This is a genomic window from Streptomyces sp. NPDC059080, from assembly GCF_042739975.1.
GTDB lineage: Bacteria > Actinomycetota > Actinomycetes > Streptomycetales > Streptomycetaceae > Streptomyces > Streptomyces benahoarensis.
This window is the reverse complement of the sequence record NZ_JBHYGX010000002.1, coordinates 100,442-116,700: the sequence shown is the minus strand read 5'-3', so window position 1 is coordinate 116,700 and position 16,259 is coordinate 100,442. Positions and strand designations below refer to the sequence as shown.

Genomic DNA, 16,259 nt, shown 5'->3' with positions numbered 1-16,259 from the left:
GGGGTCTTGGCCCCCCCCCCCCCGCTCTCTCCGGCGCGCCCCCTCCCCCGGCGCCCCCCCCCCCCGCGCCGGGGCCCCCCCCCGCGCCCCCCCGCGGGGGGGGGGGGGGGGCCCCCGCCCCCGCCCGCCGTGCGTCCGGTCGCCCTCAGCCGGCCGCGAGCGGCCCCCCGAGCCGGAGGTTCCAGCGCCCCGCCCGTCCGCTCAGCTCCGTACAGGTCAGCGGCGGCACATCGAACCGCCAGAACCCGGACGCGGGCGCGCCCGTCGCATGGACGGCCGCCGCCCGCACCACCTCCGGCTCCACCACCGCCACGATCCGGCCCCCGGTCGGCCGCAGCGCGTCCAGCCAGTGCGCCACCCGCGCGCACGCGTCCGCCACCGACTCCCCGCCGGACACTGCCGCCTGAGGATCGGCCAGCCAACGCGCCACCGCCTCCGGCTCGGCCGCCCCCACCTCCTCAAGCGTCCGCCCGCGCCAGTGCCCGGCGTCCAGCCCGGCCAGCTCCGGCGGCGCATCCCCCGGGGCCAGACCGAGAGCCTCGGCGGTCTCCCGGCAGCGCACGCTCGGCGAGGTCACCACCGCGTCCGCGGCGGGCAGCGAACCGGCCGCCGCCCGGGCGCGCGCCGCCCCCGAGGCGTCCAGCGGATCACCGTCGTCGAACGCCGCGCGGCGCAGCGACGCGGTGGTGGCGGGGGAGACGAGCAGAACACGGCTGGTCACGAAGGCTCCTTCGACGGTCGGGCGGGGTGGTGCGGTGGACGAGGGGGTACCGGCGAGGGCCTCCACCCCGGTTCTTCGACCACCCGGCGGACCTCACGGACACGAGGCACGGGCGATCTTGAGCATCGTCACGCATGCGCCCGGACAGCCCCCGGCACGCCCGGCACGGCGCGGCGGGACGTTGCGGACACGCGGCGCGGGCAGGCCCTGGCACGCACCCTCACGCAGGCGCCGGGCACCCCTCGCCCAGCGCCGGAGCCGCCCCGTCCTCCCCGGGCCGCAGCACCTGGGCCGACGCCAGCAGCGCCTCGATCACCTCGTCCATCTCCAGCCGCCGCTCCACCGACCGCAGCTCCGGCAGCCGGGCCCGGGTGCTGACCCGCGGCGGGGCCAGCAGCGAACAGCAGTCCTCGTCGGGCAGGACGGACACCTCGGCCGTGCCGATCGTCCGCGCCTCGTCGATGATCTCCTGCTTCTCCCAGCCGACCAGCGGCCGCAGCACCGGCAGCCGCGCCGCCTCGTCCACCGCGACCATGTTCGCCAGCGTCTGGCTCGCCACCTGCCCGAGGCTGTCGCCCGTCACCAGCGCCTCGGCCCCGGTACGTGCCGCCAGCGCCGAGGCGGTGCGCACCATCAGCCGCCGCTGCGCGACGACCTGGAGCCGCCCCGCGCCCGCCACCGCGAGCTGCTTCTGCGCCGGACCGAGCGCGACGACATGGAGCTCACCCGGCGGTTGACTGCGATTCAGCTCCCGGGCCAGCGCATACGCCTTGTACACGGACGCGGCATTGGTGTACGGCGCCCCGCTGAAGTGGACGAAGTCGCAGGCCAGACCGCGCCGCATGGCGCGGTGTGCGGCCACCGGAGAGTCGTACCCGCCGGACAGCAGCACCAGCGCCCGCCCGCTCGAACCGACCGGCAGGCCGCTCAGCCCCCGATGGCGTTCCCACGACAGGTAGGTCTCCCGGTGATCGATCTCCACCGAGAGGGTGACGCCGGGCGTCGTCAGATCGACGGGCAGACCCACCACCGCCTCCTGGATCCGCGCCCCCAGATGCACCGCCATCTCCGACGACGTCAGCGGAAACCGTTTGTCGCGCCGCCGCACCCGTACCGCGAAACTGCGCACCCGCCGCTCCGCACAGACCACACGCAGCGTCTCGACGGCCGCCGCGGTGACGTCCTCCATGGTGGACGGCGTCCGCACGGCCGGTTCGACACAGTGGAACCCGACGACCCGCCGGGCCCGTTCCACCAACGCCTCCAGCGGCACCTCACCGCCCACCACGGTGACGTTCTGCGCGCCCTTGATCCAGGTGGAGCCGCCGATCCCGCGCAGCGCGATCCGCAGGTTGTCGTGCAGCCGCTCGACGAACCGGTGACGGTTCCGCCCCTTGAGGAAGACCTCGCCATGCTTGAGCAGCACACAGGGACCGCCGGCCGCAGCGGCGAAGGTGTCTCGGGGAGCGGGCACACGGGGGTTGCCGGTCATGGGTGAACCTCTCACATTCCCAGTCGTCGTCGGCGGTGTCCTCCGCCTCGTCCATGACGGTGGACGAGCCGGAGCCGGAGGAGAACTCATCATTCTCGTCCGCGTCCGGCGACAGCGCCGCCAGGATCTCCGGACCGGCCCCCGTCCGCGCGGCGCCGGGCCGGGCCGGACGGCGTGATCTCCACGGACGACCCACCGGGGCCGGGACCCCCGCAAGCGCCCCGGCCCCGTACGAGCGCCCCGTCAGGACGGGGACAGCTCACCCCGCACCGTACGGGCCGCCACGACCAGGTTCTCCAAAGACGCCCGGGTCTCCGCCCAGCCGCGGGTCTTCAGGCCGCAGTCCGGGTTGACCCACAGGCGCTCGGCGGGGATGGCCTTGAGGGCGGTACACAGCAGGTCCGTGGCCTCCTCGGCGCTCGGTACGCGCGGCGAGTGGATGTCGTAGACGCCGGGCCCGGCCTCCCGCGGGTAGCCGTGGGCGGACAGTTCGCGGGCCACCTGCATAGAGGAGCGGGCCGCCTCCAGGCTGATGACGTCGGCGTCCAGATCGTCGATGGCCTGCACGATGTCGCCGAACTCCGCGTAGCACATGTGCGTATGGACCTGGGTGTCCGGCCGCACCCCGCCCGTGGTCAGACGGAACGCCTCCGTCGCCCAGGACAGGTACCCGGCGCGGTCGGCGGCGCGCAGCGGCAGGGTCTCGCGCAACGCAGGCTCGTCGACCTGGATCACCGCCGTACCGGCCGCCTCCAGGTCCCCGACCTCGTCGCGCAGCGCCAGCGCGACCTGGCGGGCGGTGTCGCCGAGCGGCTGGTCGTCGCGGACGAACGACCAGGCCAGCATGGTCACCGGCCCGGTCAGCATCCCCTTGACGGGCCGCTCGGTGCAGGACTGCGCGTACGTCGTCCAGCGCACCGTCATCGGCGCCGGACGGGAGATGTCCCCGGCGAGGATCGGCGGCCGGACGTAGCGGGTGCCGTACGACTGGACCCAGCCGCGCCGCGTGGCCAGGTAGCCGGTCAGCTGCTCGGCGAAGTACTGGACCATGTCGTTGCGCTCGGGCTCACCGTGCACCAGGACGTCCAGCCCGGCCTTCTCCTGTGCGGCGCAGGCCGGCGGCGGTGGTGCGCAGCGCGTCGGCGGAGACGCGGCCCTTCCAGTACCCCTCGATCGCCTGCTTCAGTTCCCGGTTCTGCCCCTGACGGGGGTAGCGGCCGGCGCCGCGGTGGGGACGCGTCCGTCATCCGGATGGTGAGGTGAGCCACGCGGTCCGCCCGCATGAACCGGACGGGAGGCGGGAAACGCCGCAGGCGGCTTGCCGGTTCAGTGCCGCCCGGTGTCGATGACGCAGAAAATGTTTCCGTCCGGATCGGCGAGCACCACGAAGTCGGCATCGTCCGGGTAGAGATCCCAGTCGACCTGCCGGGCCCCCAGGGACACCAGCCGCTCGACCTCGGCTGCCTGGTCGGCGGCGTCCCCGGCGTACAGGTCCAGATGGATCCGCGGATGCTCCCGGACGGGTGTGCCGCTGAGCCCGAGTGCCACCTGCACCCCGTGCCCGGCGGCCGGCACCAGCACCACCCAGTCGTCCTCGATCTCCTCGCGCGGGACGTATCCCAGCGCCTCCGTCCAGAACGCGGCCGCCCGCCGCACGTCCGAGACGCCGAGCACCACGGAACCCACTGTCAGCATGGGCCGATTCTGCCGCACCGTACGGCGCGCGGTGCGCAGCCGGTGGAACGGGCGGCGTCCGCGGGACCGGCTGTGACCGGCGCGCGCCGCGCCTGCACATACCACCCGGTCTGTCCACTCCGCTCCGGAATGTCGCCCGGCAGGGCGGCGTGGCACTCTGGCCGTGGTACGGGCGGGCGATCCGCAGGCAGGAATCGGCCGTCCCGCACGACCGGAGCGGCCTCCGCAGGACCGGGGCGGACGCCCTGCCGCGCCCTGAGCACGCAACCGAACGAGGCGGTCACCATGGAGTTCGGCATCTTCACCGTCGGCGATGTGACGGCCGACCCGACCACCGGCCGTACGCCGAGCGAGCACGAGCGCATCAAGGCCACGCTCGCCATCGCGGCGAAGGCGGAGGAGGCCGGGCTGGACGTGTTCGCCACCGGCGAGCACCACAACCCGCCGTTCGTGCCGTCGTCGCCCACCACCCTCCTCGGGTACCTGGCCGCCCGCACCGACCGGCTCGTCCTGTCCACCTCCACGACGCTGATCACCACCAACGACCCCGTGAAGATCGCCGAGGACTTCGCCTACCTCCAGCACGTCGCCGACGGCCGCGTCGACCTGATGCTGGGCCGCGGCAACATCGGCCCCGTCTACCCGTGGTTCGGCCAGGACATCCGCCAGGGCATCCCGCTCGCCATCGAGAACTACGCGCTGCTGCACCGGCTCTGGCGGGAGGACGTCGTCGACTGGGAGGGCACGTTCCGCAGCCCGCTCCAGGGCTTCACCGCCACGCCCCGGCCCCTGGACGGCGTCCCCCCGTTCGTCTGGCACGGTTCGATCCGTTCCCCGGAGATCGCGGAACAAGCCGCGTACTACGGCGACGGCTTCTTCCACAACAACATCTTCTGGCCCATGTCCCACACCCGGCGGATGATCCGCCTCTACCGGCAGCGCTTCGCCCACCACGGCCACGGCACCCCCGAACAGGCCATCGTCGGCCTCGGCGGCCAGGCGTTCATGCGCGCCAACTCCCAGGACGCGGTACGTGAGTTCCGCCCGTACTTCGACAACGCGCCCGTCTACGGGCACGGGCCGTCCCTGGAGGAGTTCACCGAGCAGACGCCGCTGACCGTAGGCTCGCCGCAGCAGGTCATCGAGCGGACCCTCGGCTTCCGCGACGCTGTCGGCGACTACCAGCGCCAGCTGTTCCTGATGGACCACGCCGGACTGCCGCTGAAGACCGTCCTGGAACAGCTCGACCTGCTCGGCGGCGAGGTCGTCCCCGTCCTCCGCAAGGAATTCGCGGCCCTCCGCCCGGCCGAAGTGCCCGCCTCCGCACCCCCGCACCCGGCGGTCACCGCCCGGGAGACGGACCCCCCGGAACGCCATGGGCCGTAGGGGCTGCCGCCGTCGGGCCGTGACGGCGGCAGCCCTCCCCGCAGGTTTCAGCCCGTGCGGGGGGAAAAACCGCCGACGGCGTCGCCCTGGGACGTGCAGTCCGTGTCGTGGTAGCGGTCGGCGAAGGTGCCGGTGAGGCCGGTGAACGCGTCGTACGCATGGTCCATGGGCAGGTCTTTGCCCACCCTGAACCGCAGCTGCACGTGGACGGACTCGCGGGGCTTCAGCGCCTTCGGGGCGGGGAGGGTACCGCCGGCGTTCCCATTGGCCTCGCGCAGCGTCTTCCAGGCGCTCTGCGAGGTGTCCCAGTACTGCAGATCGCCGTACGGGCTCAGGTCGTGCTCGCCCTCGTTGTAGACGTAGCTGCCCAGCTTGGCGCTGAGTTCGAACGACTTCAGCTCCTTCGCCGAGGCGTTGGTGAGCGTGGCGGTGTAGGTCGTCCAGTCGGCGCCGAGAGTGATCGACTTGGGTATGCCGAACGTGCGGCCCACGAAGGCGTTGTTGTTGTTCTGCCCGACGTCGGAGCACTTCGGGATGTCCGTGGCAGGGGCCGCCTGGGAGGCGGGCGCGGCGGCCACCGCCAGGGGGAGCAGGGCGGCCGTCGCGGCTGAGGCCGACAGGGCGCGGCGCAGTTTCATGAAGATCTCTCTCCCGGTTCTTCGGACCCGTGGAGCCTTTGTTTCCCGTGTCAGCGAGTTCTCAGGCCGTGGATCCTTGGGCTGTCAGGTGCTTGGCGGATTGGTCGGGCCTACGCGGTGACGTCCGTGGCGCCCGGACCGGCCGCGCCCTTCCGGCGGCGCACGACGATGACCGCACCCGCGCCGACCGCCGTCGCGGCTCCGCCGGCGAGGGCGATCGCCGGGAGCGCGGACGAGGAGCCGGTCGTGGCGAGGTGGCCGCCGCCCTGCGGGCTGTGGCCACCGGTGGCATCGGAACCACCCGTACCGCCGCCGGATGCGGCGCCCTGGCCGGGCTCGGCAGTGCCACCCGGCTTGCCCGGCTCGGTGGCCGGGGGCTGCGTCGGCTTCGTGCCCGCGGGGAGGATGGTGAAGTCGTACCAGGCTTCCTTGGCCGAACCACAGGAACCGTCGGGGTTGCGGTAGTCGCCGGCGGCGAGCGCGTACCCGGCGCCGGGCTTGGCGTCCTTGACCGCGTGGGTGCGCAGTTGGAGCGTGAGGGTGCTGCCCGGACGGACGGCAAAGGAGCCGAACAGGTCCTCGGGCGCCGCGTCATGGAAGGTCTTCCACTTCCCCGTCCTGGCGTCGCGGTACTCGGTCTCCAGCTCCCAGTACGGCCGGTCGACGTCTTCGGCGGAGGACACGACGAGGAAGGGCTGGACCTCCGCCAGGGCCTTGCCGGTGGTGTTGGTGAGCGTCATGGAGAAGGAGGCCCAGGCGCCGCCCGCAGCCAGCTGACGCGGCAGCCCGTGGACGGCCACCTGCAGCTGGTCGGACTCGAACGCGCAGGACTGACCCGCCCCATCGGAATCACCGGCGTCCTTGCCTCCACCGGTGGCACCACCGGCGCCGGTGGTCCTCTCCGTGGTCCCTTCGGTGGTCCCGGCGGCTTTCGGCGGCTTGCCTGGGGCGGGAAGGGCGGCCCCGTCGCGGTCCTGGGATGCCGGGCCACCGGCAGCGGCTGCGCCCGGGCGCCGCGGCTCGTCCGGGTGACCCGTTCCGCCGCCGCTCGTTGCGGAATCCGCCGGCCGGGCCGCCGGTGTGGGGGCATCGGGGGAGTCGGGAGAGGCGGGCGTGCGCGGACCGGCCTCGGACACCGGCTCCGTTGCGAACGCGGCGGCGGGCGTGGCCAGTACGGCGGCGGGCGCTATCACGGCAGCCGCTGCGGCGGCCGTCAGGGCGCGGCGAATCTTCATCCGGCAGACCTTTCGGATCCCAAGTGCCTTCTGAGCGGCACAGGTTGACGTGTGTCACGTTCAGGCCGTGCATGCCGCATGGTGTGCGGGAGTGCGCATGCAGACATGCGTACCTGCGCACACCTGCGCCTCATGTAGGAGCACTCGCACTGCGAAAAGGTTCCACACCCAAGTCACTGAAATGGCTCATGGGGGTGGGAAATATCCTGGGATTTCCGTCAGGTTCCACCGTCAAAGACCATCGAGTGGCGGATCACGGTGGGGTGATACGTCGTCATGAACTCACCCACCATGAGGGGGAGTTGCTCGCCCCGCCGCATCGTCCGCGCCCGTCGGCATGCCGCCGCCACCGGCCGAAAAGGGGGCAGCACCCTCGCGGGCGCCGCGCCGCCCGGCCCCTCGCAGTACGACGGGGGCCGGGCGGCCGGTGTCAGGAAGCCGCCCCGCCGCCCAGCAGCTGTTCCATCGGTACGACGTCCTCGAACTCGTCGCGCCTGACCCGCGCCCCGCAGCCCTGGACCAGCCGGGCGTAGTCCGCCGCTGCGGCCTTGACCCGGTCCTGCAGCGGCGCGCCCTGCCGGGTGTTGTCCGAGCCGAAGTCGCTGGTCGCCGCGTAGACGCCCCGGGGGGAGACGACCGCGTGCAGATACGAGAACATCGGCCGCATCGCGTGCTCCAGCACCAGGGAGTGCCGCTCCGTACCGCCGGTGGCGGCCATGAGCACCGGCATGTCGGACAGCGTCCCCTCCGGCAGGACGTCGAAGAAGGACTTGAACAGTCCGCTGAACGAGGCGTTGAAGGCGGGCGTCACCGCGATCACGCCGTCGGCCCGCTCCACCGTCTCGAACGCCTCCTCCAGCGGGCCGGTGGGGAACCCGGACAGCATCGCGTCCGTGATCGCACGGCCCAGCGGCCGCAACTCCACGAACGACGAGCCGACGCGCTGCCCCCGGTCCTCCAGCTCCGTGCGCACCGCGGCCTCGATCCGGTCGGCCAGGAGCCGGGTCGAGGACGGCTCCCGCAGGCCCCCGCTGATGATCGTCAAATTCGTCATCGCGTCACGATCCTCCGTCCCGGGAGACGTCGCACCGAGCCCGCGCCGCACCACGCGACCGCGCACGGACGCGTCGCTTCACACCGCGCCGTCCGGCACCCCGATCCGTCCGGCGCCTTGTCCCTCAGGCTACGGTCCACCGCCGCACCCGGCAGGTTCACGGCCACCGGCCCGTGCCGGCGAGGATCGCCCGCATCGCCGATACGGGCCGGTGGCCGTGCCTCCCGTCGTCTCAGGGACCGTCCGGGGCCGGGCGCAGGACCAGCGTGAGGAAACCCCAGGTGTCCCGGTAGACGCGCAGCCACTCGGAGCGGCGGGTGGCCGCGGTGGTCAGCGCCTGCGCGCTGCCGGGATCGGCCGGGTGATCCAGCGCCCAGGCGGCCAGCGAACCCCAGCACGCCCATTCGTAGGCATCCAGCTCCTGGCGGCTGCTGATGTGCCCGTGGACGGGCGTCCACCCGTCAGCGGCGACGCGATCCATGGTGGTCGCGAGGTCGGCGAAGTCCCCGAGCATGTCGATGGCCTCCTGGGACGGGGTGCGCTCCCAGAATCCGTCACCGATCATTACGCGGCCGTCCGGGGCGAGATGCTTGCGCGCCGCGGCGAGGGTGGGCAACAGCCCACCGAAGGCGTGCGCCGCCCCGACGCTCAGCACCAGGTCGAACGGCTCCGCGGACGCGAACTCCGCGGCCGGCCGGTGGTGCAGCGTGAGACGTTCCTCGACGCCCCGCTCCCGCGCCGCCTCCCTGGCCTGAACCAGCGCGTCCTCGGAGATGTCCACCCCCTCGGCCCGCAGCCCCGGCCGCGCCTCCAGGGCCCGCAGCAGCCATTCCCCACCACCACACCCGAGGTCGAGCACCCGCTCGTCACCCCGCGGAAGCGCACACTCCAGCAGCTGGTGCACGGAGGCGTCGTCGGGCGGTGACTTGATCGGGTGACTCTGCGGGCGGGGCGCGGAAAACGGACGGACGGGCGGATGGACGGACGGGCGGACGGGCGGACGGGCGGAGGGATGGAGGGATGGACGGGCGGCGAGCGGGCCGGCCGTGCCGGAGGCGGCCGCCGACCGGTACCGGCGCGCCGCCGCCCCCGGGGCCGTGGGCGCACGCGGACGCGCTCTTCGGCGTGACCTCATGCCCCCTGCTGCGGTGACCTGCGGGTCTGCCAGGCGGTGATCCGGTTGAGGATGACGGTGATCAGGACACCGGCCACCACGTCGAGCACCGAGCAGAGGGTGGACAGCACCGCGGCGTCGCGCAGCCCCGACTCGGTGATCTTCTTGGCCAGGTAGAACTGGCCCAGCGACCTGCTGAGCACGGCTCCGGCGACGTACGTCGCCCACCAGGCGGTGACCGGGCCGCGCGGGGCAGGGCGCCGTTCCGCGCTGGCCCGCCAGATGTCCGTCACGACGTGGTACGGGATCCACAGGTTGGCCACCGGCGCGAACCAGCCGCCGACCACCCAGCCCTGGGAGCGGCGGTGCGAGGCGCGGCCGCCCCACAGCTTGGCGTTGCACCGTGCCCGCCACAACCAGACCAGGAACACCACGCCCGCCGCGATGTACACCACGACTCCCGGTAGCGACACCCACAACGAGAAGGTGTCGGCGGCCCGGAGGTCCGCGACCGTCGCCGCGCCCGCTCGGAAAGCGTGCACGACGAGGTAGTTGCGCCAGTCGGAGACCGTCCCCAAGGCATCGCCCACGAGCGCCGACAGAATGAGCAGCGTGGCGGCCAGGGCCGGCCCTGCCACCGCCCTGAACTGCGGCGGATCGGCCGGGCCGCCCGGGCCGACCGGACCTGCTGGGCCTCCCGGGCCCCTTGGGCCTTCCGGGCCCCTTGGGCCTTCCGGGCCCCTTGGGCCTTCCGGGCCCCTTGGGCCTTCCGGGCCCCTTGGGCCCACCGTGACCAGCCGGGCCCACGCCCGCAACCCCGAAGACACCTCGGTACACCCCCTCCGCCCTGCCCGCCTGCCCTACCGCCAACGTGCCCCAGCCGCCGAGGAGTTCGGCGTACGTACTCTCCACCACCTCGGCCGGGAGCGGAACCGTGGAGGGACGAGGCGATGCCAGGGCAGGGTGAGGTCAGGACGAGGCGATGCCAGGGCGGGGTGAGGTCAGGACGAGGCGATGCCAGGGCGGGGTGAGGTCAGGACGAGGCGACGTCAGGGCAGGGTGACGTCAGGACGGGGTGACGTCAGGGCAGGGTGAATTTCTGCGTGGCGGTGCCGCTGCAGTCGTGGATGCGGAGCGGGACGCCGTTCCGGAGCGCGCCGTCGGGCTCCAGGCAGCGGGCCGCGTACGGATTGAGCAGGGAGCCGTCGGCCTGTTGCTCCCACTGCTGTCCGCCGGTGCCGGTGCAGTCCTGCAGCTCGACCGCCGTGTCCTGGGCGGTGCCGTTGCGCACCAGGCCCAGGCACCGCCGCTGCGTCTCCAGCGCCCCGCCGGGGCGGTGGCTCCACTGCTGGTCGGCGGCCGAGGGCTGGCACTCCCACAGGTCCACGGGCGTGTGATCGCCACCGTCGTCCTCGCCGTAGACGTCGAGGCAGGTGCCGCCGGGCCCGGCGACCGGCCCGGGCGACCCGGCTGACACGCGTGCGGACGCCGACACGGCGGGCGGCGGCGCGGACCCGGCGTCGTCCCCGTCGTCCCCGGGGTGCGTCAGCAGAAACGCGCCGACGGTCAGGACGACGGTGAGGGACGAGACCCCGGCGAGGACGACCGGCAGCCGGTTCGCGCGCCGCCGGACCGCGTCGTCGGGAGGCCGCGGCACGTCCGGCGGGAGGGCGGCGACGGTGAACGGCGCCGTGTCACCGCCACCCGGCGCCGGATCCGTGAGCGTGGCCGTGAGCGTGTCGGTGGGCCCGGGCCGCCCGCCGCCCGCCGACCCGGTCGCACCGGCCGTACCCGCCACTCCGGCCGTACCCGCCGCCCGCCCCGCCCGGCGTGCATCGCTGAGCAGCGTCATGGCCGCCTCAACACCGGGGCGTTCGGCCGGGTCCTTCGCCGTCAGGGCGGTGATGAGCTCCCGCAGGCCACCGGTGGCGCGGGTCATCCCGGGGAGCGGGGCGAGCAGGACGGCGGACAGGGTGTCGCTCCGGGACTCGCGGCGGAACGGCGGCGCGCCCTCCACCGCGTGGAACAGGGTCACCCCGAGGGAGAACAGGTCCGAGGCCACGCCGCCCGACCGGCCGTCGGCGCGCTCCGGCGAGGTGTACTCGAACGACCCGACGAAGGCACCGGGAGCCGTGATCGTCTCGTCCCCGAGCACCCGCGCGATCCCGAAGTCCGCCAGCAGGACCCGCCCGTCGTCGGCCAGCAGTACATTGCCCGGCTTGATGTCGCGGTGGACGACCGCCGCGGCGTCCGCCGCGCGCAGGGCCGACAGCAGGGCCGCGGCGATGTGCGTGACATGGCCGGGATCCAGCGGCCCGTGCGCCAACTCCTCCCGCAGGGAGTGGCCCTTGACCAGCTGCATCACCGTCCACGGCACGCCGTCCTCGATCACCACGTCGTAGACGGTGACGACGTTGGGGTGGTCGGCGAGGGCGGCGGCGGTGCGGCCCTCGCGCTGCGCGCGGGCCAGCACCCCTTCCCGCTCCTCGGCGGACGCGGCCCGCAGCCGGACCTCCTTGACGGCCACCGAGCGGCCCAGCAGTTCGTCCCGCCCCTCCCAGACCCGCCCCATGCCGCCGGACCCGGCCTCGTCCAGCAGGCGGTACCGCCCCCCGATCAGCCGCCCCGGCGCGCCCTCCTGCGTCACAGCCCTCGCCCCTCGTAGCCGACACCGCACGTGTCCGTCGTCGCCGACGTCGTAAGAACCTGTCGTAAGAACGGCGACGATACCGACCGTGCCGGGCGCCGGGGGCGGCGACGGCGCGTTCCCGCGCCCCGGGTCAGGCCAGGGCGGCGGCTCCGGGCGGGAGATGGACCGTCATGATCAGGTGGCAGGTCCCGGTGCCGGAGCCGCGGTAGGCGTGCGGGACGTCGGCGTCGAAGGTGGCGGTCTGGCCCGCGGCGACGGGGTACTCGGTGCCGTCGACGACCAGGGTCATCCGGCCCGTGGTGACGCTGACCGTCTCGACGACCTGGGCCCGGTGCGGGTGGCTGGGGTACTCCTCGTCCGGCTCCAGCTGCCAGCGCCAGACCTCGACCGGCGCCGGGCCGGAGGTCGTCAGCAGAAGCCGCGCCTCGCCGCCGTGCGGCCCGGTCCACAGCGGCGCCACGGCGTCCGCGGACGCCACCCGGACCCGGCCCTCGGCGGGCCCCTCCAGCAGGGCGGAGACCGGGACGCCGAGGGTGTCGGCCAGCCGGACCAGGGTGGCGAAGTCCGGATTGCCCTGGGCCTTCTCCAGCCCCACCAGGGCGCCCTTGCTCACCTGCGCACGCCGTCCCAGCTCGTCCAGGGACAGACCGGCGCGGCCGCGCGCCGCCCTGACGTTGTGCGCGAGCGGCCGGGCCGGTGGTCAGGCCCGGCCGGAACCCTTGTGGAAGTCGGCGGTGAACGCCTTCTCGATGCCGCCGACGATCGCGGAATCGTTGACGATGATGCCGAGTTCGCGGTTGTGGTTCAGTGAATTGGAGGAGAAGTTCTCCGATCCGGCAAATACCTTTGCACCGGACGCGCCGTTGTCGACGACGATCGCCTTGGCGTGAATGTAGTAGCCGGTTGAGCTGGTGTACGTGGTGACCTTTCCGCCCGCCGCGGTGACCTTCTTCAGCTGCTTGCTGTACTTCGAGGACTGGTTCTCCGCGACGACACGGACGGCGACACCACGTTTCGCGTCCGCGACGAGCGCGTTGACGAGAGCGGTGTCACCGAATTCCTCCTCCTGGACGTCCAGACTGTGCTGGGCGCCCTTGATCAGTGCCAGCAGATGGCTCTGCGAGTCGGTGGGCGACCAGACCAGATCGGTGCCGTCGGACGGGGTGACGGATTTTTTCGCGTAGTCGGCGTCGAAGACCTTCTCGATGGCCTTCACATCGGCCGTGTCGTGATCGAAGACGCCGTAATCGCGGGAGGTCGGATAGTACTTGGTGTCGAAGTTTCCGGTGCTGATGTACGACGTGGCGCCGTCGACGGTGATCGTCTTCTGATGGGTGTAGACGTACGACGGGGACGAGTACGTCACCCCGGCACCGGCGGCGGACAGCGCCTTGTAGGCGGCGCCGTCGACGTCCGTGTGCTGCGCGTCGAAGACCACCCGCACCTTCACACCCGCCTTTTCCTTCGTCACCAGATCGTTGACGAGGGTGGTGTCGCGCAGCTCATAGATCGTCACGTCGACCGATTTCCTGGCCGAGTTCACGAACGTGTAGATCGCGCTTTCCTTCTGGTCCGGCAGGACCACCAGGGAATGGGTGCTCGCGGCATGGGCGGTGGGAACGAGGGAACTCACCGCGGCCATGGCGCCTGTGGCGAGAGTGGTTGTGAGACTACGGATGGGGCTCACCGGAACTCCTCACGTGGCCGGGACGGCACGCACTGCGCGTAGCGGATCCAGTAAGACACGGTGTCCGGGCGCGCTGAAGCCCGGTTCGGTGAACAACGGGGCAGGATCAGGCAAAAGCAGCCCATGAACTCACGCAGAGTCAATTATCCCTGAGGTCCGGCACGTTGACGGTCCCGTGCAGCGGTGAGGTGGCGCATTCTCGTTCGAATGGGCTCGGGGTGTCGCCATGCCGGGATTCCCCCGCACTCCTCCGGCGGCATTCCGTTCACGTATCGCCCGTGACGTGCGGGGAAAATGTGTCGGCCGCCCGGATATCGCGGGGGCGGCCGACACCACCGTCAGCTCTGCTGCCGACGGACCTGCCGCATTTCACGGTCGACGCTCCAGGCGTCGGCGACCGGCCCGAGGTGGCCGAGCTTGTCGGGGTTGAGCACCCCGCGGACGGTCTGGATCTGCCCGTCGAGGATGTCGAGCATCAGGGTGTGGAGCACCTTGCCGTCCGCGGTGCGGAAGACCGCGCCCGGGCGACCGTTGATCTCGTGCGGGGTGAGCGTGATGCCGACCTGGGTCATCCAGGGGAAGACCGATCCGAGCAGCCGGGCCACCTTCTCGGCGCCGACGACCGCCCGGGCGAACTGCGGGGCCTTGCCGCCGCCGTCGCCGGTCATCGTCACCTCCGCGGCGAGCATGTCCTGCAGACCGGCGATGTCGCCCTCGTGGAGCGCCGCGAAGAACCGGGACGCCAACTCCTCCTGCTCCGCCCGGACCGCCGCGAACCGCGGCCGCCCATCCTCCATGTGCCGCCGCGCCCGCACCAGCAACTGACGGCACGCCGCCGGCGTCCGGTCCACCGCCGCGGCGACCTCGTCGAACTCGAAGCCGAACACCTCCCGCAGCACGAACACCGCCCGCTCCAGCGGGCTGAGCCGCTCCAGCAGGAGGAGCGCCGCCATCGACAGCGAGTCGGCCAGCTCCGCCGAGCGCTCCGGGTCCTGATACGGATCGCTGAGCAGCGGTTCGGGGAACCACGGGCCCACATACTCCTCGCGCCGCACCCGCGCCGACCGCAGCACATCGATGGAGATGCGCGTCACCGCCGCTGACAGATATGCCTTGGTCGACGTGGGCCGGGTCGCCGAACCGTCGAAGCGCAGCCAGGTCTCCTGCACCGCGTCCTCGGCCTCCCCGACGCTGCCCAGAATCCGGTACGCGAGCGAAAACAGCAGCGGCCGCAGCTCCTCGAACTCCTCGACCTTGCTCACACCGATCCCTTCCCTCCGCGTCCCCTGCGGTCCGATGTCGTTCAGCGGTATTGGCCGGGCTCGTAGTCGCCCGCCGGCTGCCGGGTGAGGACGTTCAGCCGGTTCACCATGTTCATGAAGGAGACCAGGACCACCAGGGCGGTCAGCTGTTCCTCGTCGTGGTGCGCGGCGGCCCGGGCCCATACCGCGTCGCTGATCCCCTCGGCGGCGTCCGCGACCCGGGTGCCCTCCTCCGCCAGTTCCAGCGCCGCGCGTTCCGCCTCGGTGAAGACCGTGGCCTCCCGCCACGCCGCCACCAGATGCAGCCGCACCGCGCTCTCCCCGGCGGCCGTGGCCTCCTTGGTGTGCATGTCGATACAGACCGCGCAGCCGTTGATCTGGCTCACGCGCAGGGCCACCAGCTCCTGCGTCGTGGTCGGCAGTGGCCCCTCCTTGAGCGCCCGGCCCGCGGCCATCAGGTGCTTGAAGGACTTCGGGGCGTCCGGGCCGGTGGTGAAGGTCAATCGCGCGTCCATGGTGTGCTCCTCCGTGCTCGTCAGTGGCTACACACCTGGGACGAGACGGCCGGGCCGTCTGTGACATGCGCCGATGTGACCTGCGTCTCCCCGCGCCGTCGGCCCGCCTACCCGGACGTGCGGTCCCGGATCCCGGCGAGCACCGCATCCAGCATCCGGTCGAACCCTTGATGTGGTGGTAGATCGACATCGGGTCGAGCCCGAGGGCGTCCGCGAGCCGCCGCACCGCCGGACTGGCGCTGACGCTGCTGGCCACGCTCGCGCCGCTGCTCGACGTCGCCACCGCCGACACGCTCTCCGCGCACGTCCGCGACGCCTCTCCCGGCTGGGGCCCGGACCTGGTGGCGGCCGACCGTGACGCCATCGCGGGCTACCTCGTCGTCACCGGCACCCTGGGGGGAGGCCGATGCGTACGCGTCCGCTACCTCCGCGCGCGGATGGCCGCCGCCCGGCCCGAGGAGGGACCCGCGCGGCGGCCGCAGCGGACCTAGCTCCTCCCCCGCACCCCCGCCAGCAACCGCTCCCGCAACGCCGGCCGCCCCGCGCACTCCACGCCCGTCCAGGCCATGGCGAGCGCGCCGTCCAGGACCGCGCGGTCGGCCCCGGGGGTGGTTCCGGCGGCGGCGAACTCCGCCGTGTGCTGGCGGGCGCCGTCGGTGTCGGCCGGCGACGACCTCGAACCGGTCGGCGCCGATGGACGCAGAAGGGCCCCCCCCGGGGCGGGGGGGGGGGGCCGGGGGGGTGTTTGTGGGTGTCTCCGCCCGCGGTGGGGCCGTGGGCGGTCAGTTGGAGGGGTGGGCGAGGGTAGAG

General features: G+C 72.8%; 15 protein-coding genes and 2 pseudogenes. 2 read left to right on the top strand and 15 right to left on the bottom strand.

The window, feature by feature from the left end:
* Positions 1–145 precede the first annotated feature (145 nt).
* The 5 genes and pseudogenes from ACFWWQ_RS01870 to ACFWWQ_RS01850 form a co-directional block, all read right to left on the bottom strand.
* Positions 146–721 (bottom strand): histidine phosphatase family protein, encoded by a 576-nt coding sequence (locus tag ACFWWQ_RS01870; RefSeq protein ID WP_384588470.1) that lies wholly within the window; start codon positions 719–721, stop codon positions 146–148.
* A gap of 220 nt (positions 722–941) precedes the next feature.
* The gene (thiI, locus tag ACFWWQ_RS01865; protein ID WP_384588467.1) at positions 942–2,213 is read right to left on the bottom strand and encodes a tRNA uracil 4-sulfurtransferase ThiI; all 1,272 of its coding nucleotides are present in this window, start codon (positions 2,211–2,213) and stop codon (positions 942–944) included.
* A 243-nt stretch (positions 2,214–2,456) separates the two neighbouring features.
* Positions 2,457–3,317: pseudogene (locus tag ACFWWQ_RS01860) on the bottom strand (5-methyltetrahydropteroyltriglutamate--homocysteine S-methyltransferase); the annotation flags it as partial.
* Positions 3,280–3,387, bottom strand: a complete 108-nt coding sequence (locus ACFWWQ_RS01855; RefSeq protein WP_384588859.1) for a hypothetical protein — start codon at positions 3,385–3,387, stop codon at positions 3,280–3,282. The gene ACFWWQ_RS01855 and the pseudogene ACFWWQ_RS01860, both read right to left, overlap by 38 nt.
* Before the next feature lie 152 nt (positions 3,388–3,539).
* The gene (locus ACFWWQ_RS01850; RefSeq protein WP_384588464.1) at positions 3,540–3,908 is read right to left on the bottom strand and encodes a VOC family protein; all 369 of its coding nucleotides are present in this window, start codon (positions 3,906–3,908) and stop codon (positions 3,540–3,542) included.
* Positions 3,909–4,193: 285 nt separating this feature from the next.
* Between ACFWWQ_RS01850 and ACFWWQ_RS01845 the strand changes: the two genes are divergently transcribed.
* The gene (locus ACFWWQ_RS01845; protein ID WP_384588461.1) at positions 4,194–5,294 is read left to right on the top strand and encodes an LLM class flavin-dependent oxidoreductase; all 1,101 of its coding nucleotides are present in this window, start codon (positions 4,194–4,196) and stop codon (positions 5,292–5,294) included.
* 47 nt (positions 5,295–5,341) lie between these two features.
* Here ACFWWQ_RS01845 and ACFWWQ_RS01840 read toward each other — a convergent pair whose 3' ends face one another.
* From ACFWWQ_RS01840 to ACFWWQ_RS01795, 10 genes and pseudogenes are all read right to left on the bottom strand, one after another.
* The gene (locus ACFWWQ_RS01840; protein ID WP_384588458.1) at positions 5,342–5,932 is read right to left on the bottom strand and encodes a hypothetical protein; all 591 of its coding nucleotides are present in this window, start codon (positions 5,930–5,932) and stop codon (positions 5,342–5,344) included.
* A 110-nt stretch (positions 5,933–6,042) separates the two neighbouring features.
* Positions 6,043–7,167, bottom strand: coding sequence for a hypothetical protein (locus ACFWWQ_RS01835; RefSeq protein ID WP_384588455.1), 1,125 nt, complete (start codon positions 7,165–7,167; stop codon positions 6,043–6,045).
* A 430-nt stretch (positions 7,168–7,597) separates the two neighbouring features.
* Positions 7,598–8,221 (bottom strand): FMN reductase, encoded by a 624-nt coding sequence (locus ACFWWQ_RS01830; RefSeq protein ID WP_384588452.1) that lies wholly within the window; start codon positions 8,219–8,221, stop codon positions 7,598–7,600.
* A 232-nt stretch (positions 8,222–8,453) separates the two neighbouring features.
* Positions 8,454–9,125, bottom strand: coding sequence for an SAM-dependent methyltransferase (locus tag ACFWWQ_RS01825; protein ID WP_384588449.1), 672 nt, complete (start codon positions 9,123–9,125; stop codon positions 8,454–8,456).
* A 227-nt stretch (positions 9,126–9,352) separates the two neighbouring features.
* Positions 9,353–9,973 carry a DUF4328 domain-containing protein gene (locus ACFWWQ_RS01820; protein WP_384588447.1) on the bottom strand — a complete coding sequence of 207 codons (621 nt, stop codon included), beginning with the start codon at positions 9,971–9,973 and terminating at the stop codon, positions 9,353–9,355.
* 443 nt (positions 9,974–10,416) lie between these two features.
* Positions 10,417–11,982: a protein kinase gene (locus tag ACFWWQ_RS01815; RefSeq protein WP_384588444.1), complete on the bottom strand. Its 1,566-nt coding sequence runs from the start codon at positions 11,980–11,982 to the stop codon at positions 10,417–10,419.
* 133 nt (positions 11,983–12,115) lie between these two features.
* A pseudogene (locus ACFWWQ_RS01810) lies at positions 12,116–12,676 on the bottom strand (helix-turn-helix domain-containing protein); the annotation flags it as partial.
* Positions 12,677–12,685: 9 nt separating this feature from the next.
* A complete protein-coding gene (locus tag ACFWWQ_RS01805) occupies positions 12,686–13,672 on the bottom strand; it encodes a phosphatidylserine/phosphatidylglycerophosphate/cardiolipin synthase family protein (RefSeq protein ID WP_384588441.1) in 987 nt (328 codons plus the stop codon).
* 338 nt (positions 13,673–14,010) lie between these two features.
* Positions 14,011–14,934 (bottom strand): RNA polymerase sigma-70 factor, encoded by a 924-nt coding sequence (locus ACFWWQ_RS01800; RefSeq protein ID WP_384588438.1) that lies wholly within the window; start codon positions 14,932–14,934, stop codon positions 14,011–14,013.
* Between the two features lie 41 nt (positions 14,935–14,975).
* Positions 14,976–15,449 carry a carboxymuconolactone decarboxylase family protein gene (locus ACFWWQ_RS01795; RefSeq protein WP_384588434.1) on the bottom strand — a complete coding sequence of 158 codons (474 nt, stop codon included), beginning with the start codon at positions 15,447–15,449 and terminating at the stop codon, positions 14,976–14,978.
* 341 nt (positions 15,450–15,790) lie between these two features.
* Between ACFWWQ_RS01795 and ACFWWQ_RS01790 the strand changes: the two genes are divergently transcribed.
* Positions 15,791–15,940, top strand: a complete 150-nt coding sequence (locus ACFWWQ_RS01790; RefSeq protein ID WP_384588431.1) for a hypothetical protein — start codon at positions 15,791–15,793, stop codon at positions 15,938–15,940.
* Positions 15,941–16,259 lie beyond the last annotated feature (319 nt).

Coding starts and splice junctions, on each gene's coding strand:
- ACFWWQ_RS01840 (WP_384588458.1), bottom strand. CDS start 5,932: ATGAAACTGCGCCGCGCCCTGTCGGCCTCAGCCGCGACGGCCGCCCTG.
- ACFWWQ_RS01850 (WP_384588464.1), bottom strand. CDS start 3,908: ATGCTGACAGTGGGTTCCGTGGTGCTCGGCGTCTCGGACGTGCGGCGG.
- ACFWWQ_RS01830 (WP_384588452.1), bottom strand. CDS start 8,221: ATGACGAATTTGACGATCATCAGCGGGGGCCTGCGGGAGCCGTCCTCG.
- ACFWWQ_RS01835 (WP_384588455.1), bottom strand. CDS start 7,167: ATGAAGATTCGCCGCGCCCTGACGGCCGCCGCAGCGGCTGCCGTGATA.
- ACFWWQ_RS01845 (WP_384588461.1), top strand. CDS start 4,194: ATGGAGTTCGGCATCTTCACCGTCGGCGATGTGACGGCCGACCCGACC.
- thiI (WP_384588467.1), bottom strand. CDS start 2,213: ATGACCGGCAACCCCCGTGTGCCCGCTCCCCGAGACACCTTCGCCGCT.
- ACFWWQ_RS01795 (WP_384588434.1), bottom strand. CDS start 15,449: ATGGACGCGCGATTGACCTTCACCACCGGCCCGGACGCCCCGAAGTCC.